Origin of the sequence: Pseudomonas putida, from assembly GCA_029953615.1 — a bacterium.
Classification (GTDB): Bacteria; Pseudomonadota; Gammaproteobacteria; order Pseudomonadales; family Pseudomonadaceae; genus Aquipseudomonas.
On sequence record CP124529.1, the window covers coordinates 3,617,430 to 3,638,966 of the forward strand.

Annotated in this window: 18 protein-coding genes and 1 pseudogene; 17 read left to right on the forward strand and 2 right to left on the reverse strand. The window is 63.0% G+C overall.

The window, feature by feature from the left end; translation table 11 throughout:
- The first annotated feature begins 1 nt into the window (after position 1).
- From rnhB to ispD, 9 genes and pseudogenes are all read left to right on the forward strand, one after another.
- Complete coding sequence (gene rnhB / locus QIY50_16595; protein WGV19036.1) at positions 2-625, forward strand: ribonuclease HII; 624 nt, start codon at positions 2-4, stop codon at positions 623-625.
- Positions 626-798: 173 nt separating this feature from the next.
- Positions 799-4,329 (forward strand): annotated as a pseudogene (dnaE, locus tag QIY50_16600) (DNA polymerase III subunit alpha).
- Between the two features lie 107 nt (positions 4,330-4,436).
- Positions 4,437-5,384 carry an acetyl-CoA carboxylase carboxyl transferase subunit alpha gene (gene accA, locus QIY50_16605; GenBank protein ID WGV19037.1) on the forward strand — a complete coding sequence of 316 codons (948 nt, stop codon included), beginning with the start codon at positions 4,437-4,439 and terminating at the stop codon, positions 5,382-5,384.
- A gap of 145 nt (positions 5,385-5,529) precedes the next feature.
- Complete coding sequence (gene tilS, locus QIY50_16610) at positions 5,530-6,813, forward strand: tRNA lysidine(34) synthetase TilS (GenBank protein ID WGV19038.1); 1,284 nt, start codon at positions 5,530-5,532, stop codon at positions 6,811-6,813.
- A gap of 269 nt (positions 6,814-7,082) precedes the next feature.
- Positions 7,083-8,711: a CTP synthase gene (locus QIY50_16615; protein ID WGV19039.1), complete on the forward strand. Its 1,629-nt coding sequence runs from the start codon at positions 7,083-7,085 to the stop codon at positions 8,709-8,711.
- Between the two features lie 3 nt (positions 8,712-8,714).
- Positions 8,715-9,560: a 3-deoxy-8-phosphooctulonate synthase gene (kdsA, locus tag QIY50_16620; protein WGV19040.1), complete on the forward strand. Its 846-nt coding sequence runs from the start codon at positions 8,715-8,717 to the stop codon at positions 9,558-9,560.
- 153 nt (positions 9,561-9,713) lie between these two features.
- Positions 9,714-11,003, forward strand: coding sequence for a phosphopyruvate hydratase (gene eno, locus QIY50_16625; GenBank protein ID WGV19041.1), 1,290 nt, complete (start codon positions 9,714-9,716; stop codon positions 11,001-11,003).
- A 169-nt stretch (positions 11,004-11,172) separates the two neighbouring features.
- Positions 11,173-11,454, forward strand: coding sequence for a cell division protein FtsB (gene ftsB / locus QIY50_16630; protein ID WGV19042.1), 282 nt, complete (start codon positions 11,173-11,175; stop codon positions 11,452-11,454).
- On the forward strand, positions 11,451-12,158 hold the full coding sequence (gene ispD / locus QIY50_16635; GenBank protein WGV19043.1) for a 2-C-methyl-D-erythritol 4-phosphate cytidylyltransferase: 708 nt from the start codon (positions 11,451-11,453) through the stop codon (positions 12,156-12,158). The genes ftsB and ispD overlap by 4 nt, the downstream gene beginning before the upstream one ends.
- 117 nt (positions 12,159-12,275) lie before the next feature.
- Here ispD and QIY50_16640 read toward each other — a convergent pair whose 3' ends face one another.
- On the reverse strand, positions 12,276-13,172 hold the full coding sequence (locus QIY50_16640; protein WGV19044.1) for a LysR substrate-binding domain-containing protein: 897 nt from the start codon (positions 13,170-13,172) through the stop codon (positions 12,276-12,278).
- Positions 13,173-13,277: 105 nt separating this feature from the next.
- Here QIY50_16640 and QIY50_16645 point away from each other — a divergent pair, with 105 nt between their 5' ends.
- The 8 genes from QIY50_16645 to rpoS all read left to right on the forward strand — a co-directional run bounded on the left by QIY50_16645 (position 13,278) and on the right by rpoS (position 20,598).
- Entirely contained in the window at positions 13,278-14,390 is a 1,113-nt protein-coding gene (locus QIY50_16645; GenBank protein WGV19045.1) for an S-(hydroxymethyl)glutathione dehydrogenase/class III alcohol dehydrogenase, read from the forward strand.
- 8 nt (positions 14,391-14,398) lie between these two features.
- Entirely contained in the window at positions 14,399-15,253 is an 855-nt protein-coding gene (gene fghA / locus QIY50_16650) for an S-formylglutathione hydrolase (protein WGV19046.1), read from the forward strand.
- A gap of 210 nt (positions 15,254-15,463) precedes the next feature.
- Positions 15,464-15,937 (forward strand): 2-C-methyl-D-erythritol 2,4-cyclodiphosphate synthase, encoded by a 474-nt coding sequence (gene ispF, locus QIY50_16655; GenBank protein ID WGV19047.1) that lies wholly within the window; start codon positions 15,464-15,466, stop codon positions 15,935-15,937.
- Positions 15,934-16,992: a tRNA pseudouridine(13) synthase TruD gene (truD, locus tag QIY50_16660; protein WGV19048.1), complete on the forward strand. Its 1,059-nt coding sequence runs from the start codon at positions 15,934-15,936 to the stop codon at positions 16,990-16,992. Before ispF ends, truD begins: the two co-directional genes overlap by 4 nt.
- Entirely contained in the window at positions 16,980-17,729 is a 750-nt protein-coding gene (surE, locus tag QIY50_16665; GenBank protein WGV19049.1) for a 5'/3'-nucleotidase SurE, read from the forward strand. The genes truD and surE overlap by 13 nt, the downstream gene beginning before the upstream one ends.
- Positions 17,730-17,764: 35 nt before the next feature.
- The gene (locus tag QIY50_16670) at positions 17,765-18,403 is read left to right on the forward strand and encodes a protein-L-isoaspartate(D-aspartate) O-methyltransferase (GenBank protein ID WGV23075.1); all 639 of its coding nucleotides are present in this window, start codon (positions 17,765-17,767) and stop codon (positions 18,401-18,403) included.
- 221 nt (positions 18,404-18,624) lie between these two features.
- Positions 18,625-19,482: a peptidoglycan DD-metalloendopeptidase family protein gene (locus QIY50_16675; protein ID WGV19050.1), complete on the forward strand. Its 858-nt coding sequence runs from the start codon at positions 18,625-18,627 to the stop codon at positions 19,480-19,482.
- A 108-nt stretch (positions 19,483-19,590) separates the two neighbouring features.
- Entirely contained in the window at positions 19,591-20,598 is a 1,008-nt protein-coding gene (gene rpoS, locus QIY50_16680) for an RNA polymerase sigma factor RpoS (protein WGV19051.1), read from the forward strand.
- Between the two features lie 537 nt (positions 20,599-21,135).
- On the opposite strand, the gene QIY50_16685 is transcribed toward rpoS, so the two are convergent.
- Positions 21,136-21,459 carry a ferredoxin family protein gene (locus tag QIY50_16685; protein ID WGV19052.1) on the reverse strand — a complete coding sequence of 108 codons (324 nt, stop codon included), beginning with the start codon at positions 21,457-21,459 and terminating at the stop codon, positions 21,136-21,138.
- Positions 21,460-21,537: the final 78 nt, after the last annotated feature.

The following is a 21,537-nucleotide window of genomic DNA, read 5'->3' on the forward strand; positions in this document are numbered from 1 at the left end:
CATGCAAATTGGACTGGACTTCAACCTGGTCGAGGACCTGGTCGCCGGCGTCGACGAAGTGGGCCGTGGCCCGCTGTGCGGCGCGGTGGTGACCGCCGCGGTGATCCTCGACCCGGCGCGCCCGATCCTCGGCCTGAACGATTCGAAGAAACTCACCGAAGCCAGGCGTGAAGCGCTGTTCGACGAGATCTGCGAAAAGGCCCTGAGCTTCTGCATCGCCCGCGCCGAGGTCGAGGAAATCGACCGACTGAACATCCTGCATGCAACCATGCTGGCCATGCAGCGCGCCGTGGAAGGCTTGCACATTACACCGAAGCTGGCCCTGATCGACGGTAACCGCTGCCCGAAACTGGCCGTACCGGCGTCGCCGGTGGTCAAGGGTGATAGCCAGGTGCCGGCAATCGCGGCGGCGTCGATCCTGGCCAAGGTGACCCGTGACCGGGAGATGAGCGCATTCGAGCTGATCTACCCGGGTTATGGCATTGGCGGACACAAGGGCTACCCGACCCCGGTGCACCTCGAGGCGCTGGCACGCTTGGGGCCAACGCCCATTCATCGGCGTTCCTTTGCCCCGGTGCGGGCTGCGTGGGACGCGCTTGAAGGCGTCACCGACTCGCTGATCTGACTTCTGGGGCCGCTTTGCGGCCCTTCGCGGGCATGCCCGCTCCCACAGGTATGTCGCCGCTATACCCCTGTGGGAGAGGGCGCGCCCGCGAAGGGCTGTGAAGCAGCCCAAAAAACATGTCCATTTAAGCTACAATCCCGCCCTTGTCGTTCAGCACTGCTACAGGATCTTCCATGTCGGTTCCCTTCGTTCACCTGCGCGTCCACTCCGAATTCTCGCTGGTCGACGGCCTGGTGCGGATCAAGCCGCTGGCCAAGGCACTGGCCGGGATGAACATGCCGGCGGTGGCGATCACCGACCAGAGCAACATGTGCTCGCTGGTCAAGTTCTACAAGACCGCCATGGGCGCCGGCATCAAGCCGATTTGCGGCGCCGACTTGTGGCTGGCCGCTGCCGATCCGGAAGCACCGCTGTCGCGTATCTGCTTGCTGGCCATGAACCCCAAGGGCTACCGCAACCTCACCGAGCTGATCTCGCGCGGCTGGACCGACGGCCAGCGCAACGGCCTGGTCATCCTCCAGCGTGAATGGATCGCCCCCGCCAGTGAGGGCCTGATCGCCCTGTCCGCAGGCAAGGAAGGCGATATCGGCATGGCCCTGCTGGCCGGCAAGGACGATGAAGCCGAGGCCCTGCTGCAGGACTGGATGGCCATGTTTCCCGAGCGCTTCTACGTCGAAGTGCAGCGCACCAACCGCGCCCGCGACGAGGAGTACGTGCATGCAGCCGTGGCCCTGGCGGACAAGTTCGGCGCTCCGCTGGTTGCGACCAACGACGTGCGCTTCATCAAGCAGTCGGACTTCGACGCCCACGAAACCCGCGTGTGCATCGGCGAGGGCTGGACACTCGACGACCCGCGACGGCCAAGGATGTACAGCGACCAGCAGTACCTGAAGTCAGCCGAGGAAATGACCGAGCTGTTCAGTGACCTGCCCGACGCCATTGCCAACACCGTCGAGATCGCCAAGCGCTGCAACATCCAGGTGCAGTTGGGCAAGTACTTCCTGCCCGACTTCCCAACGCCCAACGGCATGGGCATCGATGACTACCTGCGGCATGTGTCCCACGAAGGCCTGGAAGAGCGCCTGGCGGTGCTGTGGCCGAAAGAGACCACGCCCAATTACGAAGAGAAGCGCCAGGTCTACCTGGACCGCCTGAAGTTCGAGCTGGACATCATCATCCAGATGGGCTTCCCCGGTTACTTCCTGATCGTGATGGACTTCATCAAGTGGGCCAAGAACAACGGCGTGCCAGTCGGCCCGGGCCGGGGGTCGGGTGCCGGCTCGCTGGTGGCTTACGTGCTGAAGATCACCGACCTCGACCCGCTGGCCTACGACCTGCTGTTCGAGCGCTTCCTTAACCCCGAACGTATTTCCATGCCCGACTTCGACGTCGACTTCTGCATGGATGGCCGTGACCGGGTAATCGATTACGTGGCCGAAGCTTATGGCCGCGCAATGCGGTCAGCCAGATCATCACCTTCGGTACCATGGCGGCGAAGGCGGTGGTGCGAGACGTGGCGCGGGTACAGGGCAAGTCCTACGGCCTGGCCGACCGCCTGTCGAAGATGATCCCGTTCGAAGTGGGCATGACCCTGGAGAAGGCCTACGAGCAGGAAGAGATCCTGCGCGACTTCCTCAAGGGTGACGAAGACGCCCGCGAAATCTGGGACATGGCCCTGAAGCTCGAGGGCGTGACGCGCGGTACCGGCAAGCATGCCGGTGGTGTGGTCATCGCCCCGACCAAGCTCACCGACTTCTCGCCGATCGCCTGTGACGAAGAGGGCGGCGGCCTGGTTACCCAGTTCGACAAGGATGACGTCGAGGCCGCCGGCCTGGTGAAGTTCGACTTCCTCGGCCTGCGGACCCTGACCATCATCAAGTGGGCAATGGAGATCATCAACCGCGAGCAGGCCAAGAAGAACCTGCCCGACGTCAACATCGACTTCATTCCGCAGCTGGACGACCGCAAGACCTACGAGCTGTTGCAGAAGGCCGAAACCACGGCGGTGTTCCAGCTTGAATCGCGGGGCATGAAAGAGCTGATCAAGAAGCTCAAGCCCGACTGCCTGGAAGACCTTATCGCACTGGTGGCGCTGTTCCGCCCAGGCCCGCTGCAGTCAGGCATGGTGGACGACTTCATCAACCGCAAGCACGGCCGCGCCGAGTTGGCTTACCCGCACCCGGACTACCAGTACGAAGGCCTGAAGCCGGTACTGGCGCCCACCTACGGCATCATCCTGTACCAGGAACAGGTGATGCAGATCGCCCAGGTGATGGCAGGCTATACCCTCGGCGGCGCCGACATGCTGCGCCGCGCGATGGGTAAGAAGAAGCCCGAGGAGATGGCCAAGCAGCGCGGTGGTTTCATCGAAGGTTGTGCCAACAACAATATCGATGCAGACCTGGCCGGTAACATCTTTGACCTGGTGGAAAAGTTCGCCGGCTACGGCTTCAACAAATCCCACTCCGCTGCCTATGGCCTGGTGTCGTACCAGACTGCCTGGCTGAAAACCCACCACCCGGCGGCGTTCATGGCTGCGGTACTGTCGGCGGATATGCACAACACCGACAAGGTGGTGGTGCTGGTCGAGGAAGTGCGCAGCATGAAGCTGCGCCTCGACGCGCCGGACGTGAACTTCTCCGACTTCAAGTTCACCGTCAACAATGACGGGCGCATCGTCTACGGCCTGGGCGCCATCAAGGGCGTCGGCGAAGGCCCGGTAGAGGCTATCGTCGAGGCCCGCGCCCAGGGTGGCCCGTTCAAGGACCTGTTCGATTTCTGTGAACGCATCGACCTCAAGCGGGTCAACAAGCGAACCCTCGATGCGCTGATCCGCAGTGGTGCGCTGGACCGCCTGGGCCCGCACTTCCATGACGAGATAAAGGCCTATCACGCCAACATCGACATCAACCGTGCAACCTTGCTCTCGGCGCTGGGCGAGGCCATCAAGGCTGCCGAGCAGGCCGCGCACACCGCTGACAGTGGCCACGTCGACCTGTTCGGCGGCATGTTCGAAGCGGCGGACGCCGACGTCTACGCCAACCACCGCAAGGTGCGCGAACTGACCCTCAAGGAGCGCCTGAAGGGGGAGAAGGACACCCTCGGCCTGTACCTCACCGGCCACCCGATCGACGAGTACGAGACCGAGATTCGCCGCTTTGCCCGCCAGCGCATCATCGACCTCAAGCCGTCACGCGATACCCAGACCATCGCCGGCATGATCATTGCCCTGCGGGTGATGAAGAACAAGAAGGGTGACAAGATGGGCTTCGTCACCCTGGATGACCGTTCCGGGCGCATCGAGGCGTCGCTGTTTGCCGATGCCTTCATGGCGGCACAGTCCTTGCTGCAGACCGATGCCATGGTGGTTGTCGAAGGCGAGGTCAGCAACGACGATTTCTCCGGTGGCCTGCGCCTGCGGGTTAAGCAGGTGATGACCATGGAGGACGCGCGCCACCAAGCTGGCCGAAAGCCTGCGCCTGAAGGTGGCACACGAAGCGCTCAAGGGCGACCGGTTGAAGTGGCTGGGCGATTTGATTACCCGCCATCGCGGTGCTTGCCCGATCACCCTCGAGTACACCGGCAGCGACGCCAAGGCCATGCTGCAGTTCGGTGAGCAGTGGGCCATCGACCCGGCTGATGGGCTGATTCAGGCGCTGCGTGACCAGTTCGGGCGTGAGAACGTCTTCCTGCAATATCGTTGAACCGACAAAAAATTTAATCTCGACCTGAATGCGCCTGATCCCTTAAGGTAGGGCGCCAAACGGATCAACCGGCCGGCCGCCTGGCCGTAGACCCAAGACGGATGACTATGAACCCGAATTTTCTCGATTTCGAACAGCCGATTGCCGACCTGCAAGCCAAGATCGAAGGCCTGCGCCTGGTAGGCAACGACAACTCGCTGAACATCAGCGATGAAATTGCCCGTCTGCAAGACAAGAGCAACACTCTGACCGAAAGCATCTTCGGCAACCTGACCAGCTGGCAGATCGCTCGCCTGGCTCGTCACCCGCGTCGTCCTTACACCCTGGACTACCTGGAGCACATCTTCACCGAGTTCGAAGAGCTGCACGGCGACCGCCACTTCTCCGACGACGCTGCCATCGTCGGTGGTACCGCGCGCCTGGACGGCAAGCCGGTCATGGTCATCGGCCACCAGAAGGGCCGTGAAGTACGCGAGAAGGTGCGCCGCAACTTCGGCATGCCGCGCCCTGAAGGCTACCGCAAGGCGTGCCGCCTGATGGAAATGGCCGAGCGCTTCAAGATGCCGATCCTGACCTTCATCGATACCCCTGGCGCCTACCCGGGCATCGACGCCGAAGAGCGCAACCAGAGTGAGGCCATCGCCTGGAACCTGCGCGTGATGGCGCGCCTGAAAACCCCGATCATCGCCACCGTGATCGGTGAGGGTGGTTCCGGCGGTGCGCTGGCCATCGGCGTGTGCGACCAGTTGAACATGCTGCAGTATTCCACCTACTCGGTGATCTCCCCGGAAGGCTGCGCCTCGATCCTGTGGAAGACCGCCGACAAGGCAGCCGACGCGGCCGAGGCCATGGGCATCACTGCCGAGCGCCTGAAGAGCCTGAACATCGTCGACAAGGTCATTCAGGAGCCGCTGGGCGGCGCCCACCGTGACCCGGCGAAAATGTCGGAAAGCATCCGTGCCGACCTGGTACAGCAGCTGGACATGCTCGGCAAACTCGACCACGACGCGCTGCTGGCTCGCCGTTACGATCGCCTGATGAGCTACGGCATCTGATAGATCCCTGGGGCCGCTCTGCGGCCCTTTCGCCGGCAAGCCAGCTCCCACATTGTCCGTGTTCACGCCGATCTTTGTGGGAGCTGGCTTGCCGGCGAAAGGGGTGCAAAGCACCCCCGGCAATCTCAAGCCATGTGAGGCCCCGATGATCAACCTCACCCCCTGGCTCAACGCCCCCACCTGGTACATCGCCTTTTCCGGTGGCCTCGACTCCACCGTGCTCCTGCACCTGCTAGCCAGCCACGCCCGCAATCACGCATCCCCACCATTGCGCGCCATCCACGTCCACCATGGCCTGCAAGCCGCCGCCGACACCTGGCCCGCCCACTGCCAAGCCATCTGCGACAGCCTGGGTATCGAACTCCAGGTCATCCACGTTCAGGTCTCCCCCGGCACCAGCCTCGAACAGGCCGCCCGCGACGCCCGCTATGCCGCCTTCAGGCAAGCCCTCGGCCCAGGCGACATCCTGTTCACCGGCCAGCATTGCGACGACCAGGCCGAAACCCTGCTGTTCCGCCTGCTGCGGGGCGCCGGCCTGCGTGGCCTGGCAGCAATGCCGGGGCAGCGGGTGCTAGGGCAGGGCAGCCTGGTCAGGCCATTGCTGGGCTGTTCCCGCCAGCAACTGCAGGACTACGCCCAGGCTAATGGCCTGGCCTGGATCGAAGATCCGTCCAACGCTGATACACAATTTGCCCGCAACTACCTGCGCCGCGAAGTGTTTCCGCTGCTTCGGCAGCGTTGGCCGCAAGCCAGCCAGAATTTCGCCCGCGCCGCCGAGCACCTGGGCGAAGCCCAGGGGCTGCTGGACGAATTGGCCCAGGACGACCTGGCGCTCGCCGGGGCCGGCGCGCCGCTGGCCTGGCCGGGGCTGGCCTCCCTCGACCTGGCAACCCTGGTGGCGCTGTCGCCTGCCCGTCAACGCAATGCCCTGCAATACTGGCTGAGCCGGCGCAGCCGCCTGCCCGACACCCGCCACTGGGCCGGCTGGGCGGACCTGCGCGATGCCGCCGCCGATGCCCGGCCCGTCTGGCAGCTTGCCGATGGGCAACTGCTGCGCAGCCATGGGCGCATCTGGTGGTTGAGCGGCGACTGGCTGCAGCTGCCCACGGGCGAGCTGGCCTGGGTCGATCCCGGCAAGCCGTTGCTGTTGCCGGGTAACGGTTGGGTGCGTCTTGCTGGCGCAGCGCCACTGGGCGGCTTGCGCATCGCCTACCGCCAGGGCGGTGAAGTGCTGGACCTTCCCGGCCGCGGCCGACGCGACCTCAAGCGCCTGCTCAACGAACTGCAGGTCCCGTTCTTCCTGCGTCCGCGCCTGCCACTGCTGTACCAGGGCGAGCGCCTGCTGGCAGTGGCCAACCTGCCCGGGCTGGTGCAGGCGGATTGCCAGCTGTACTGGCAGTTGCCGACGAACGCGCAAGGTTTGAGCTGAAGGGTACATTCGGGTAGACTACCCTCCCTTCTTGATACAGCTTCTGTGGGTTCCGCGAAAACACAGGAGTTGCCGATTACCAAGCAGTTTTTTGCTGGGCTGATTCTGAAAATGACGAGCGAGCTCCATGCCGGGGATACCCCTGGTCTGTACAGACGCGGCAGTTTTTCGAGATGCACTGTGATTGACGCAGGTGATCGGGGGCTTCGGCCTTCCTTCGCTTTCTCCGGCGGCGCTGGCCGCCTTAACGCAGACTTCTAGGGTTTTTCATGACGCGCTACATATTCGTCACGGGCGGTGTTGTTTCTTCATTGGGGAAAGGCATTGCCTCGGCTTCCCTGGCGGCCATCCTGGAAGCGCGGGGCCTGAAGGTCACCATGCTCAAGCTGGATCCGTACATCAACGTCGATCCGGGCACCATGAGCCCGTTCCAGCACGGTGAAGTGTTCGTCACCCACGATGGCGCCGAGACCGACCTCGACCTGGGCCACTACGAGCGGTTCATCCGCACCACCATGACCCAGAACAACAACTTCACCACCGGCCGCATCTACGAGCACGTACTGCGTAAAGAGCGCCGTGGTGACTACCTGGGCGCGACCATCCAGGTCATCCCGCACATCACCGACGAAATCAAGCGTCGCATCATCAAGGGCGCCGGCGATGCCGACGTGGCCCTGGTGGAAATCGGCGGTACCGTGGGTGACATCGAGTCGCAGCCGTTCCTCGAAGCCATCCGCCAGCTGCGCGTCGAAGTGGGCTCCAAGCGCGCCATGCTGATGCACCTGACCCTGGTCCCGTACATCGCCACCGCTGGCGAGACCAAGACCAAGCCGACCCAGCACTCGGTCAAGGAACTGCGCTCCATCGGCCTGCAGCCTGACGTACTGATCTGCCGCTCCGACCACCCGGTCGATGCCTCGTCGCGTCGCAAGATCGCGCTGTTCACCAACGTCGAAGAGCGTGCGGTGATCTCGCTGGAAGACGTCGACACCATCTACAAGATCCCGGGCGTACTGCACGCACAGGGCCTGGACGACTTCGTCGTCGAGCGCTTCGGCCTGCAGTGCAATGGCGCCGACCTGTCCGAGTGGGACAAGGTGGTCGATGCCAAGCTCAACCCTGAGCACGAAGTGACCATCGCCATGGTCGGCAAGTACATGGAGCTGCTGGATGCGTACAAGTCGCTGATCGAAGCGATGAGCCACGCCGGCATCACCAACCGCACCAAGGTCAACCTGCGCTACATCGACTCGGAAGACATCGAGAACCAGGGCACCAGCCTGCTCGAAGGCGCCGATGCCATCCTGGTGCCGGGCGGTTTCGGCCTGCGCGGTGTGGAAGGCAAGATCACCGCGGTGCAATACGCCCGTGAGAACAAGGTGCCGTACCTGGGTATCTGCCTGGGCATGCAGGTGGCCGTGATCGAATTCGCCCGTAACGTGATGGGCTGGAAAGACGCCAACTCCACCGAGTTCGACCGCAACAGCGGCCACCCGGTAGTCGGCCTGATCACCGAGTGGTCCGATGCCACTGGTGCCGTCGAAACCCGCAGCGAAGCCTCCGACCTGGGTGGCACCATGCGCCTGGGCGCACAGGACTGCCAGCTGGCCGCCGGTTCCAGGGTGCACGACTGCTACGGCAAGGACGTGATCACCGAGCGTCACCGTCACCGCTACGAAGTGAACAACAACCTGCTGCCGCAACTGGTCGACGCCGGCCTGGTGGTTTCCGGCCGTTCCGAAGACGGCGCGCTGGTGGAAGTGGTCGAGTCCAAGGACCACCCATGGTTCGTCGCCTGCCAGTTCCACCCGGAATTCACTTCGACCCCGCGTGACGGCCACCCGCTGTTCAGTGGTTTCGTCAAGGCAGCCCTGGCTCAGAAGAACAAGGCCTGATCAATGACCCAGAAGATCATTCGCGTCGGTAACATCGAGATCGCCAACGACAAGCCGTTCGTCCTGTTCGGCGGCATGAACGTCCTGGAGTCCCGTGACCTGGCAATGAAGGTCTGCGAAGAGTACGTGCGGGTGACCGAGAAGCTCGGTATCCCGTACGTGTTCAAGGCCAGCTTCGACAAGGCCAACCGTTCGTCGGTAACCTCGTACCGTGGCCCGGGCATGGAAGAAGGGCTGAAGATCTTCGAAGAGATCAAGCGCACCTTCAACGTGCCGGTCATCACCGACGTGCACGAGCCTTACCAGGCCGAACCGGTAGCCAAGGTGTGCGACATCATCCAGCTGCCGGCCTTCCTCTCGCGGCAGACCGACCTGGTGGTGGCCATGGCCAAAACCGGCGCGGTGATCAATATCAAGAAGGCCCAGTTCCTCGCGCCCCAGGAAATGAAACACATCCTGACCAAGTGCGAAGAGGCCGGTAACGACCAATTGATTCTCTGCGAGCGTGGTTCGAGCTTCGGCTACAACAACCTGGTAGTGGACATGCTCGGCTTCGGCATCATGAAGCAGTTCGAGTACCCGGTGTTCTTCGACGTGACCCATGCCCTGCAGATGCCGGGTGGCCGCGCCGACTCCGCCGGTGGTCGCCGCGCCCAGGTCACCGACCTGGCCAAGGCCGGCATGAGCCAGGGCCTGGCCGGGCTGTTCCTCGAAGCCCACCCCGATCCGGACAACGCCAAGTGCGATGGCCCATGCGCCCTGCGCCTGGACAAGCTGGAGCCGTTCCTGGCCCAGCTCAAGCAACTGGACGACCTGGTGAAAAGTTTTCCGACGGTAGAAACCGCGTAAAGCTCGATTCTCGGGTAAAGTACCGTCCGATCCACCCCTGACCAGTCGGTCAGGGGTTCCCTTCACCCGGCCTGCCCACTGCAAGTCCGCCCGGTGAACGGCAAGAATTTCCTAAGCTAAGTTGTTTTCGTCAATTCTGGAGTGCTTACAACAATGGCAAAAATCGTCGACATCAAAGGTCGTGAAGTTCTCGATTCGCGTGGCAACCCCACCGTGGAAGCCGATGTACTGCTCGACAACGGCATCATCGGCAGCGCCTGCGCGCCGTCCGGTGCTTCCACTGGCTCGCGCGAAGCGCTGGAGCTGCGTGATGGCGACAAGAGCCGTTACCTGGGCAAGGGCGTGCTGAAGGCCGTCGCCAACATCAACGGCCCGATCCGTGACCTGCTGCTGGGCAAGGACCCTGCCGACCAGAAGGCCCTGGACCGCGCCATGATCGAGCTGGACGGTACCGAGAACAAGGCCAAGCTGGGCGCCAATGCCATCCTGGCCGTGTCCCTGGCTGCCGCCAAGGCCGCTGCCCAGGACCAGGACCTGCCGCTGTACGCGCACATCGCCAACCTGAACGGCACCCCTGGCCAGTACTCGATGCCGGTACCGATGATGAACATCATCAACGGTGGCGAGCACGCCGACAACAACGTCGACATTCAGGAGTTCATGGTTCAGCCGGTTGGCGCCAAGACCTTCTCCGACGGCCTGCGCATGGGTACCGAAATCTTCCACCACCTCAAAGCCGTGCTGAAGGCCCGTGGCCTGAACACCGCGGTTGGTGACGAAGGTGGTTTCGCCCCTAACCTGGCTTCCAACGAAGACGCCCTGGGCGCCATCGCCGAAGCCGTCGAGAAAGCCGGCTACAAGCTGGGCACCGACGTGACCCTGGCTCTGGACTGCGCGGCTTCCGAGTTCTACGAAGACGGCAAGTACAACCTGTCTGGCGAAGGCAAGTCGTTCGACGCCGAAGGTTTCGCCGAATACCTGAAAGGCCTGACCGAGCGCTTCCCGATCATCTCGATCGAAGACGGCCTGGACGAGTCCGACTGGGCTGGCTGGAAGATCCTCACCGACAAGATCGGCACCAAAGTGCAGCTGGTTGGCGACGACCTGTTCGTGACCAACACCAAGATCCTGAAAGAAGGCATCGAAAAAGGCATCGGTAACTCGATCCTGATCAAGTTCAACCAGATCGGCTCGCTGACCGAAACCCTGGAAGCCATCCAGATGGCCAAGGCTGCTGGCTACACCGCGGTGATTTCGCACCGTTCCGGTGAAACCGAAGACTCGACCATTGCCGACCTGGCCGTGGGTACCGCTGCTGGCCAGATCAAGACTGGCTCGCTGTGCCGTTCCGACCGCGTTTCCAAGTACAACCAGCTGCTGCGCATCGAAGAGCAACTGGGTGCCAAAGCGGTTTACCGCGGTCGTGCCGAGTTTCGCGGCTAAGCAAGAGATGGTAAAAAGACAGCAGCCGGAGTTGTAGGAACGTTCGTACTGATCTTTCCTACATTCCAACGGGTTTACTGTCGACGAAGCCTGGCCTCGGCCAGGCTTCGTGCTATTCGAGGCCCCGAAGTAAACGATACCCGGCAGCCTTTTTAACCTGGATAACGTGATGCGCAGTCCCTATTGGTTGTTCCTCGTCCTGCTCCTGCTACTGGGTGGCCTGCAGTACCGCCTGTGGGTGGGTAACGGCAGCCTGGCGCAAGTGACCGAGCTGAAGCAGCAGATTGCCGAGCAGCATGCCGAAAACGAGCGCCTGCTCGAGCGCAACCGCGTGCTCGATGCCGAAGTGCTGGAACTTAAAAAAGGCATGGAGACCGTTGAAGAGCGGGCTCGCCACGAATTGGGAATGGTCAAAGAGGGCGAAACCCTCTTCCAGTTGCCACAAAAATGATCGAACCATTACCGGCCTTCTGGGCCGTGATTCCTGCTGCGGGCATCGGTGCCCGCATGGCTGCCGACCGCCCCAAGCAGTACCTGGAGCTGGCCGGGCAGACCATTCTCGAGCACAGCCTCGACTGTTTTCTTGGCCATCCGATGCTCAAGGGCGTGGTGGTCAGCATTGCCGAAGACGACCCGTACTGGCCTCGCCTGCGCTGCGCCGGTGACCCGCGCATCCAGCGCGCGGCGGGCGGCCGCGAGCGTGCCGATTCGGTGCTCAATGCCTTGCTAATGCTGCATGCCCAAGGGGCCGCGGACAGCGACTGGGTGCTGGTGCACGATGCCGCGCGACCGAACCTGGCGCGCAGCGATCTGGACAAACTGTTGTCGGAGCTGGCGAACGACCCGGTGGGTGGCCTGCTGGCGGTGCCGGCGCGCGATACCCTCAAGCGGGCCAATGCCGATGGCCGGGTGGGCGCCACCGTAGACCGCAGTACCGTCTGGCAGGCCTATACCCCGCAGATGTTCCGCCTGGGGGCGTTGCATCGGGCGCTGGCCGAGTGCCTGGTGTCGGATGTGCCGGTGACCGACGAGTCCTCTGCCATCGAGTGGTCCGGCCAGGCGCCGCGGCTGGTCGAAGGGCGCAGCGACAACATCAAGGTGACCCGGCCGGAAGACCTGGAGTGGTTGCGCCAGCGTTGGGCAGGGCGCCGCTGAATTTCTTGCTCCTGTGCCGGCCTCTTCGCGGGCTTGCCCGCTCCCACAGTGAAGGTATGCGCAGTACCTGTGGGAGCGGGCAAGCCCGCGAATAGGCCGGCACAGGCAGCGCACCCCTCAGCCGAACCGATACTCCGGCAACCCCGCCAACCCTTCCTTCAGGTAATCCACCAGCCGCCGCACCTTCGGCGACAGGTGCCGCTGCTGTGGATACAGTGCCCACACTGCTGTATTCGGCGGCTGGTGCGCCTCCAGCAACGACACCAGCGCGCCACTGTTCAAGTGCTCCAGCACGTAATAGTCGGGTAACTGGCACAACCCCATCCCCTGCAGCGCCGCATCCAGCACCGCCTGCCCGCTGTTGCAACGCCAGTTGCCCTGCACCCGCTGGCTGATCTCGCGACCGTCCTGCTGCAGCGCCCACAAGTCCGAACTGCCCACCAGGCAATTGTGCCGCGCCAGTTCGGACAGGCTGTGTGGCCGGCCATAACGTTCCAGGTAAGCCGGCGAGGCGCACAGGTACATTCGCCGGGGCGCCAGGCGGGTTGCCACCAGTCGCGAGTCGGCCAGCCGGCCCAGGCGGATGGCCAGGTCCATGCCTTCATGCACCAGGTCGAGGGTGTGGTTGCTCAGCTCCACATCCACCCGCAACTGCGGGTACAGCGCCATGAACCGCGTCACCAGCGGTACGATGAAGCGCTCGCCATAGGCCACCGCGCAGGTCATGCGCAGCAAACCCTTGGGCTCGCTGGCCAGGTCACCCATGGCGCGCAGGGCTTCCTCACGGCCATCCTGCAGGCGCTGGCAGTGCTGCAGGAATGTCTGCCCGGCCTCGCTCAGGGTCACCCGCCGGGTACTGCGGTACAGCAGGCGCGTCTGCAGCCGTTCCTCCAGCCGGGCAATCTGCCGGCTGATATGCGAGGAGGAAACCCCCAGGCGCTCGGCGGCCGCGGTGAACTGGCCCGATTCGGCCACGGCGACGAATTCGTCGATGCCTTCCCAGCGGCTGCTCATGGATTATCCCTGTATGGCAATAATGTTTTGTCTTTGGCTGGATTATTCATCAAATGGCGGTGAATTACACTGCCAGACTGAATCGACCCTCTCTGGAGACCTTTGATGATCAAGTCCCGTGCTGCCGTAGCCTTCGAAGCCAAGAAACCCCTGGAAATCGTCGAAGTCGACGTGGCCATGCCCAAGGCCGGTGAAGTGCTGCTGCGCGTGGTCGCCAGTGGTGTCTGCCACACCGACGCCTACACCCTGTCGGGTGCCGACCCGGAGGGTATCTTCCCGTCGATCCTCGGTCATGAAGGTGGTGCGATCGTCGAGGCGGTAGGCGAGGGCGTCACTTCGGTCGCCGTCGGTGACCACGTCATTCCGCTGTACACCCCGGAATGCGGAAAGTGCAAGTTCTGCCTCTCGGGCAAGACCAACCTGTGCCAGGCCATCCGCGCCACCCAGGGCAAGGGCCTGATGCCGGACGGCACCACGCGCTTCTCCTACAAAGGCCAGCAGTTGTTCCACTACATGGGTACCTCGACCTTCTCCGAGTACACCGTGCTGCCGGAAATCTCCGTGGCCAAGATCCAGAAAGAAGCGCCACTGGAAAAGGTCTGCCTGCTGGGCTGTGGCGTCACCACGGGTATCGGCGCGGTGCTCAACACCGCCAAGGTCAAGCCGGGTGACACCGTGGCCATCTTCGGCCTGGGCGGCATCGGCCTGTCGGCGGTGATCGGTGCAGTCAAGGCCAAGGCCTCGCGCATCATTGCCATCGACATCAACCCTGCCAAGTTCGAAATCGCCCGCCAGCTGGGTGCCACCGACTGCATCAACCCGAAAGACTACGACCGCCCGATCCAGGAAGTGATCGTCGACCTCACCGACGGCGGCGTGGACTTCTCCTTCGAGTGCATCGGCAACGTGCAGCTGATGCGTGCGGCGCTGGAATGCTGCCACAAGGGCTGGGGTGAGTCGGTGATCATCGGCGTGGCCGGCGCTGGCCAGGAAATCGCCACCCGTCCGTTCCAGCTGGTCACCGGCCGTGTATGGCGTGGTTCGGCGTTCGGCGGCGTGCGTGGCCGCAGCGAGCTGCCAAGCTACGTGGAAATGTCGGAGAAGGGCGAAATCCCGCTGGATACCTTCATCACCCATACCATGGGCCTGGAAGACATCAACAAGGCCTTCGACCTGATGCATGAAGGCAAGAGCATCCGCAGCGTGATCCACTTCTGAGGTTTGCCATGAGCCTGGATAACATCTCCTGCCAGAAGAGCTTCGGCGGCTGGCACAAGCGTTACCGGCATCACTCCAAGGTGCTGGGCTGCGACATGGTGTTCGCCGTGTACCTGCCGCCGCAGGCCGAACAGGGCGAGAAGCTGCCGGTGCTGTACTGGCTCAGCGGCCTCACCTGCACCGACGAGAACTTCATGCAGAAGGCCGGCGCCCAGCGCCTGGCCGCGGAGCTTGGGCTGATCATCGTCGCCCCCGACACCAGCCCGCGTGGCGAGCAGGTGCCGGGTGACCCGGACGGCGCCTGGGACTTCGGCCTGGGTGCCGGTTTCTACCTCAATGCCACTCAGCAGCCCTGGGCCCAGCACTACCGCATGCAAGACTATGTGGTGGAGGAGTTGCCTGCGTTGATCGAGGCACACTTCCCCGCCTCGGGCGAGCGCAGCATCAGTGGCCACTCCATGGGTGGGCATGGCGCACTGGTGTGTGCCTTGCGCAACCCGGGGCGCTACCGCTCGGTGTCGGCGTTTTCGCCGATCAGCAACCCGATGGATTGCCCGTGGGGCGAGAAAGCCTTCAGCCGCTACCTGGGTGAAGACCGTGCGCGCTGGCGCGAGTGGGATGCCAGCGTGCTGCTGGCCGAAACCGCGGCTGGCGAGTGCCCGCCATTGCTGGTGGACCAGGGCGACCGCGACGACTTCCTCGAAAAGCAGCTCAAGCCTGAAGCGCTGGAGCAGGCGGCACGCAAAGGAGGGCATGAACTGACCCTGCGGCTGCAGCCTGGCTATGACCACAGCTATTACTTCATCGCCAGCTTCATCGAGGAACACTTGCGTCATCATGCGGTGGCGCTGGGGCGGGTGTAAGGCGTAGCTGCGGTGTTTGCTTGATCGCTTGTAGGAGCGGCCTTGTGTCGCGAAAGGGCCGCAAAGCGGCCCCCGGATTCAGGCGTTGACGCGGATATTGCCGGGGCTGCTTTGCAGCCCGATCGCGACGCAAGGCCGCTCCTACAAGGCAGCCCCAATGGCGGCTAAAGCAGGTAGAATCACGCCCTGACTCATTCAGGGCGTTTTTCTATGCGTATTGGCCACGGCTACGATGTGCACCGTTTCTGCGACGGTGATTTCATTACCCTGGGCGGGGTGCGTATCCCCCACAAATACGGCCTCCTGGCCCACTCCGACGGTGACGTGCTGCTGCATGCCCTGAGCGATGCCTTGCTTGGCGCGGCAGCGCTGGGCGACATCGGCAAGCACTTCCCCGACACCGACCCGCAGTTCAAGGGCGCCGACAGCCGCGTACTGCTGCGCCATGTGGTCGGCATCGTCCAGGCCAAGGGCTGGAAGGTCGGCAACATCGACACCACCATCGTCGCCCAGGCGCCGAAGATGGCCCCGCACATCGAAACCATGCGCCAGCTGATCGCCGAGGACCTGCAGGTTGCACTCGACCAGGTCAACGTCAAGGCTACCACCACCGAAAAGCTGGGCTTTACTGGCCGCGAGGAGGGCATCGCCGTGCATGCGGTTGCCCTGCTGCTGCCAGCATGACCGAACTGGAACTGCTGGGCCCGCGCGCATCGGGCGAACCATTGGGTACCGCCGTCCTCAAGGCGGTGGCCGAAGATTTCCAGGTCGACGAAGTGCTGGACATACCGCTGTCGGGCCAGGGCGAGCACCTGTGGTTGTGGGTCGAAAAGCGTGACCTGAACACCGAGGAGGCAGCCCGCCGCCTGGCACGTGCCGCTGGCGTGCCGGTGCGCACGATCAGCTACGCCGGCCTCAAGGACCGCCAGGCCCTGACCCGCCAGTGGTTCAGCCTGCACCTGCCGGGCAAGGCCGACCCGGACCTGTCGCGTGCCGAAGATGCCAGCCTGCGTGTGCTCAAGCAGGTGCGTCACCAGCGCAAGCTGCAGCGCGGCGCGCATTCGGCCAACGGCTTCACGCTGCGCCTGACTGCCCTGGCTGCCGATCACCAGGCGCTGGATGCGCGCCTGGAACAGCTCAAGCAGCACGGCGTGCCCAACTATTTCGGCACTCAGCGCTTCGGCCACGGTGGCGGCAACGTTCACGACGCCCTCGACTGGGCTGCACGCAAGGCCCTGCCCGAGCAGCGCAACGTGCGCTCGCGCCTGCTGTCGGCCGCGCGCAGCTACCTGTTCAACCAGGTGTTGGCGGCCCGTGTCGCCGATGGCAGCTGGGCGCGGGCCCAGGTGGGCGACCTGCTGGCGTTCACCGACAGCCGCAGCTTCTTCCCGGCAGGGGAGGCGGAATGTGCCGACCCGCGCCTGGCAATTCTCGACCTGCACCCGACCGGCCCGATGTGGGGGGCGGGCGATTCGCCGGCCGCTGGCCTCACAGCGCAGCTGGAAAACGCCGTCGGTGCGCGTCAGCCGGAACTTTGCCAGTGGTTGGCCCAGGCGGGCATGGATCACGAACGACGCATTCTGCGGCTCCCTATTGGCGGCCTTACGTGGCATTATCCCGAGCCTGATATCCTGCAACTGGAATTCGTCCTTCCGGCCGGATGCTTCGCCACCGTGGTGGTGCGCGAAGTCGTGGATCTGGTGTCGGCAGGGCAGACGGACAGCTCATGCGTATTCTGATTTCGAACGACGACGGTGTTACCGCACCCGGCATCGCCGCGCTGCACGCTGCGCTGGCAGATTACGCCGAGTGCGTGGTGATTGCTCCGGATCAAGACAAGAGCGGCGCCAGCAGTTCGCTGACGCTGGACCGGCCGCTGCACCCGCAGACTTTGGCCAATGGCTTCATCAGCCTCAACGGCACGCCGACCGACTGCGTGCACCTGGGGCTCAATGGGCTGTTGCCACAGACGCCGGACATGGTCGTATCGGGGATCAACCTCGGTGCCAACCTGGGCGATGACGTGCTCTATTCGGGCACGGTCGCGGCCGCGTTGGAAGGCCGTTTCCTTGGCGGTACCTCGCTGGCGTTTTCGCTGTTGTCGCGCCAGCCGGACAACCTGCCGACCGCGGCCCATATCGCCCGTCGCCTGGTCGAGGCGCAGTCGCGCCTGGCCTTGCCGCCGCGCACCGTGCTCAACGTCAACATCCCCAACCTGCCGCTGGAGCACATTCGTGGCATCCAGCTCACCCGCCTCGGTCACCGGGCGCGGGCGGCGGCGCCGACCAAGGTGGTCAACCCGCGCGGCAAGGAAGGCTACTGGATCGCCGTGGCCGGGGATGCCGAGGACGGCGGCCCGGGCACCGACTTCCACGCTGTGATGCAAGGTTACGTATCGATCACGCCGCTGCAGCTCGACCGCACTTTCAGTGATGCCTTCGAGCAGCTCGACGGCTGGCTGGAGGGCCTGCTCTGATGCGCGAGGACGATATGCTGCGGCGTGGCATCGGCATGACCTCCCAGCGTACCCGGGAGCGGCTGATCCAGCGCCTGTGCGAGGAAGGTGTTTCGAACACCAAGGTGCTCGACGTGATCCGTCGTACTCCGCGCCACCTGTTCGTCGACGAGGCGCTGGCGCATCGCGCCTATGAAGACACCGCGCTGCCGATCGGCCACAACCAGACCATCTCGCAACCGTTCATGGTTGCCCACATGAGCGAGCTGCTGCTCGAGGCCGGGCCGCTGGACAAGGTGCTGGAGATCGGCACCGGCTCGGGCTACCAGACGGCGATCCTGGCCCAGCTGGTCGAGCGGGTGTTCTCGGTGGAACGCATCAAGGTGCTGCAGGACCGGGCCAAGGAGCGCCTGGTGGAACTGAACCTGCGCAACGTGGTATTCCGTTGGGGCGACGGTTGCGAGGGCTGGCCGGCGCTAGCACCGTACAACGGCATCATCGTCACCGCGGTGGCACCGGAAGTGCCGCAGGCACTGCTCGACCAACTGGCACCCGGTGGCCGCATGGTGATCCCGGTGGGGCCAGCCGGCGAAACCCAGCAGTTGATGCTGATCGTGCGCGAGGAACATGGCTTCTCTCGCCGCGTGCTGGGGGCCGTGCGCTTTGTACCGCTGCTCAACGGTCCGCTAGCCTGACCACAGCGGGTTCGAACCGCGCGATATTTTTGCGCCAGCACCGAATTCTTGCCGCAACGCCCTGTCTATCTGGCGGGGTGAAGCGCCAGCGCACAGCTTGCAGCAAGGCTTTGCAACAGTCTTCTACCAACCCTGCCAATGCTGGCGGGCTTGGTTATAATTGCAACAATATTGCATTTCTTGTCTTCATATCGTTTTTCGGCACCATGAGGGGAGCGCGGGTGGGTCACACAGTCATTCGGCAGCGCAAGGACGGGTCGGGTTTCACGCTTCTGGTGATTGCACTGGCCATGGGTACGCTATTGGTGGGTTGCTCGAGCACCAGCAGCAACAGCGCGCGGGTGGTCGACCGCAGTAACACCGTTCCCAAGCGGCCGGCGGTAACTACCGGGCAGTACATCGTCAAACCTGGCGATACGCTGTTCTCCATCGCCTTCCGTTATGGCTGGGACTACAAGGAGCTGGCTGCGCGCAACGGCATCGCCGCGCCTTACACCATTCGCCCGGGGCAGGCGATTCGTTTCAGCAGTGGCTCTACCGGCAGCACCACGGTGGTGTCCAGCCCGTCGTCGTCGAGCAAGACCACGGTCATCCGGCGGCCTGTGGGTAGCACCGCCGCCCCTCCTGCCAGCACCAGCAAGCCGGCTACGCCGGCAGCCTCCAGCAGTACCCCGGTGGTCGCCACCGTGCCCGCTGCGGAGCGCGCGGTAGGCGGCTGGACCTGGCCAGCCAACGGCGTGCTGATTGGAAAATTCGCTTCAAACGGTAGTTTGAATAAAGGCATTGATATCGCCGGTGATTTGGGACAGCCTGTTTTTGCTGCGTCTGATGGTGCAGTGGTTTACGCCGGGAGTGGCTTGAGGGGCTACGGCGAGCTGATCATCATCAAGCACAGCGATACCTACGTCAGTGCCTACGGCCATAACCGCAGGCTGTTGGTTCGGGAGGGGCAGCAGGTCAAGGCAGGGCAGTCGATTGCTGAAATGGGGTCCACGGGCACTGATCGGGTGAAGCTGCATTTCGAGATTCGCCGCCAGGGTAAACCCGTCGATCCGCTCCAGTTCCTGCCACGTCGTTGACCGTTGTACCCGGCCTGTTCCGCTGATGTAGAGGGGACAGGCTCCAGCGCTGCCAGGGAGACAGGTGCCGCTCGAGTCTGAGTTCGAACTCAGCAAAGGACTATAACAATGGCTCTCAGTAAAGAAGTGCCGGAGTTTGACATCGACGATGACGTCCTCCTGATGGAGACGGGTATCGTTTTGGAAACGGATGTGGTGTCAGACGAACCTGCTGTATCTTCGGTTCGGACGAGGGCCAAGTCGGGCTCTTCGCTCAAGCAACACAAGTATATCGATTACAGCCGGGCGCTCGATGCCACCCAGCTGTATCTCAACGAGATCGGATTCTCGCCTCTGCTTTCGCCGGAAGAGGAAGTGCACTTTGCGCGCCTGTCGCAAAAGGGCGACCCCGCCGGCCGCAAGCGCATGATCGAAAGCAACCTGCGCCTGGTTGTAAAAATTGCCCGTCGTTACGTGAATCGTGGCCTGTCATTGCTCGACCTGATCGAGGAGGGCAACCTGGGGTTGATCCGTGCGGTCGAGAAGTTCGACCCGGAGCGTGGTTTCCGCTTCTCGACCTATGCGACCTGGTGGATTCGCCAGACCATCGAGCGGGCGATAATGAACCAGACCCGCACCATTCGCCTGCCGATCCACGTGGTCAAGGAACTGAACGTCTACCTGCGTGCAGCGCGCGAGCTGACCCAGAAGCTGGACCACGAACCCTCGCCGGAAGAAATCGCCACATTGCTGGAGAAGCCGGTCACCGAGGTCAAGCGCATGCTGGGCCTGAACGAGCGGGTGTCTTCGGTGGATGTGTCGCTCGGCCCGGACTCGGACAAGACCCTGCTCGATACCCTGACCGACGACCGTCCGACTGACCCGTGCGAACTGCTGCAGGATGACGACCTGTCGCAGAGCATCGACCAATGGCTGGGTGAATTGACCGACAAGCAGCGTGAAGTGGTGGTGCGCCGCTTTGGCCTGCGCGGGCATGAAAGCAGCACCCTGGAAGATGTCGGCCTGGAAATCGGCCTGACCCGTGAGCGGGTGCGGCAAATCCAGGTCGAGGGGCTCAAGCGTTTGCGGGAGATCCTCGAAAAGAACGGCCTGTCCAGTGAGTCGTTGTTCCAGTAGCGGAAGCCTGCAACACAAAGCGCCCCGATGATTTCGGGGCGTTTTTGTATGTGCCGATCAGAGGTGTCCCATCCAGGATTGCCGGGGGCTGCAAAGCAGCCCCAAAATCGCCCAGGCAAAACAAAAATGAAATATGTACCGCGCTATCCCAGTAACATCGCGTGTAAGCCTTTGCTTACTTGTTATGTAAGCCTTCTATGTATGCTTCAGTAAATCATTGCCGTATCCAGAACCTGCGTTTTCCCAACTCCTTGAATAGCTTGGTTTATTCAGCTGTGAGGAAATGTGTCACCTGCAACAACCTGTGAGGTTTCGCGGTTGCCCGCCCGGCTCAAGTCGCTAGTATTCGAACTGTGCACAGGGACATGCACAGGCCTTCAGGAGGAAAGCCAGGGACATCGCAAGAAGCGATTTCATCAGGATGATGTTTGGGACAAGCAGGGACTACGGAAAAAATGTGGGCGGGTCAAACCGCCCCTTTTTTTTGCCCGCAAAAAACAAAAAAGGCCACAAGGGCCTTTTTTGTATGCGGCGCTATCAGCGCTCCAGGTGTTCGATCTTGCCAGTTTTGCCATCCCACTCTTCAGCGTCCGGCAGGGCGTCCTTGCGCTCGGTGATGTTCGGCCAGATTTCCGCCAGTTCGGCGTTCAGCTCGATGAAGTTTTCCATGCCCGCAGGCACTTCGTCTTCCGAGAAGATGGCTTGCGCTGGGCACTCCGGCTCGCACAGGGCGCAGTCGATGCACTCGTCCGGGTGAATGACCAGGAAGTTCGGGCCTTCGTAGAAGCAGTCCACCGGACAGACTTCCACGCAGTCGGTGTATTTGCATTTGATGCAGTTGTCGGTGACGACGAAGGTCATTTCTAGTTCTCTCCTCAGGCGACGGCGGCGGCCCTTCCTCTCAGGGCCGCGCGGTTTACGGGTATGTGGCTGCAGGCC

Coding starts and splice junctions, on each gene's coding strand:
- rnhB (WGV19036.1), top strand. CDS start 2: ATGCAAATTGGACTGGACTTCAACCTGGTCGAGGACCTGGTCGCCGGC.
- accA (WGV19037.1), top strand. CDS start 4,437: ATGAACCCGAATTTTCTCGATTTCGAACAGCCGATTGCCGACCTGCAA.
- tilS (WGV19038.1), top strand. CDS start 5,530: ATGATCAACCTCACCCCCTGGCTCAACGCCCCCACCTGGTACATCGCC.
- QIY50_16615 (WGV19039.1), top strand. CDS start 7,083: ATGACGCGCTACATATTCGTCACGGGCGGTGTTGTTTCTTCATTGGGG.
- kdsA (WGV19040.1), top strand. CDS start 8,715: ATGACCCAGAAGATCATTCGCGTCGGTAACATCGAGATCGCCAACGAC.
- eno (WGV19041.1), top strand. CDS start 9,714: ATGGCAAAAATCGTCGACATCAAAGGTCGTGAAGTTCTCGATTCGCGT.
- ftsB (WGV19042.1), top strand. CDS start 11,173: ATGCGCAGTCCCTATTGGTTGTTCCTCGTCCTGCTCCTGCTACTGGGT.
- ispD (WGV19043.1), top strand. CDS start 11,451: ATGATCGAACCATTACCGGCCTTCTGGGCCGTGATTCCTGCTGCGGGC.
- QIY50_16640 (WGV19044.1), bottom strand. CDS start 13,172: ATGAGCAGCCGCTGGGAAGGCATCGACGAATTCGTCGCCGTGGCCGAA.
- QIY50_16645 (WGV19045.1), top strand. CDS start 13,278: ATGATCAAGTCCCGTGCTGCCGTAGCCTTCGAAGCCAAGAAACCCCTG.
- fghA (WGV19046.1), top strand. CDS start 14,399: ATGAGCCTGGATAACATCTCCTGCCAGAAGAGCTTCGGCGGCTGGCAC.
- ispF (WGV19047.1), top strand. CDS start 15,464: ATGCGTATTGGCCACGGCTACGATGTGCACCGTTTCTGCGACGGTGAT.
- truD (WGV19048.1), top strand. CDS start 15,934: ATGACCGAACTGGAACTGCTGGGCCCGCGCGCATCGGGCGAACCATTG.
- surE (WGV19049.1), top strand. CDS start 16,980: ATGCGTATTCTGATTTCGAACGACGACGGTGTTACCGCACCCGGCATC.
- QIY50_16670 (WGV23075.1), top strand. CDS start 17,765: ATGACCTCCCAGCGTACCCGGGAGCGGCTGATCCAGCGCCTGTGCGAG.
- rpoS (WGV19051.1), top strand. CDS start 19,591: ATGGCTCTCAGTAAAGAAGTGCCGGAGTTTGACATCGACGATGACGTC.
- QIY50_16685 (WGV19052.1), bottom strand. CDS start 21,459: ATGACCTTCGTCGTCACCGACAACTGCATCAAATGCAAATACACCGAC.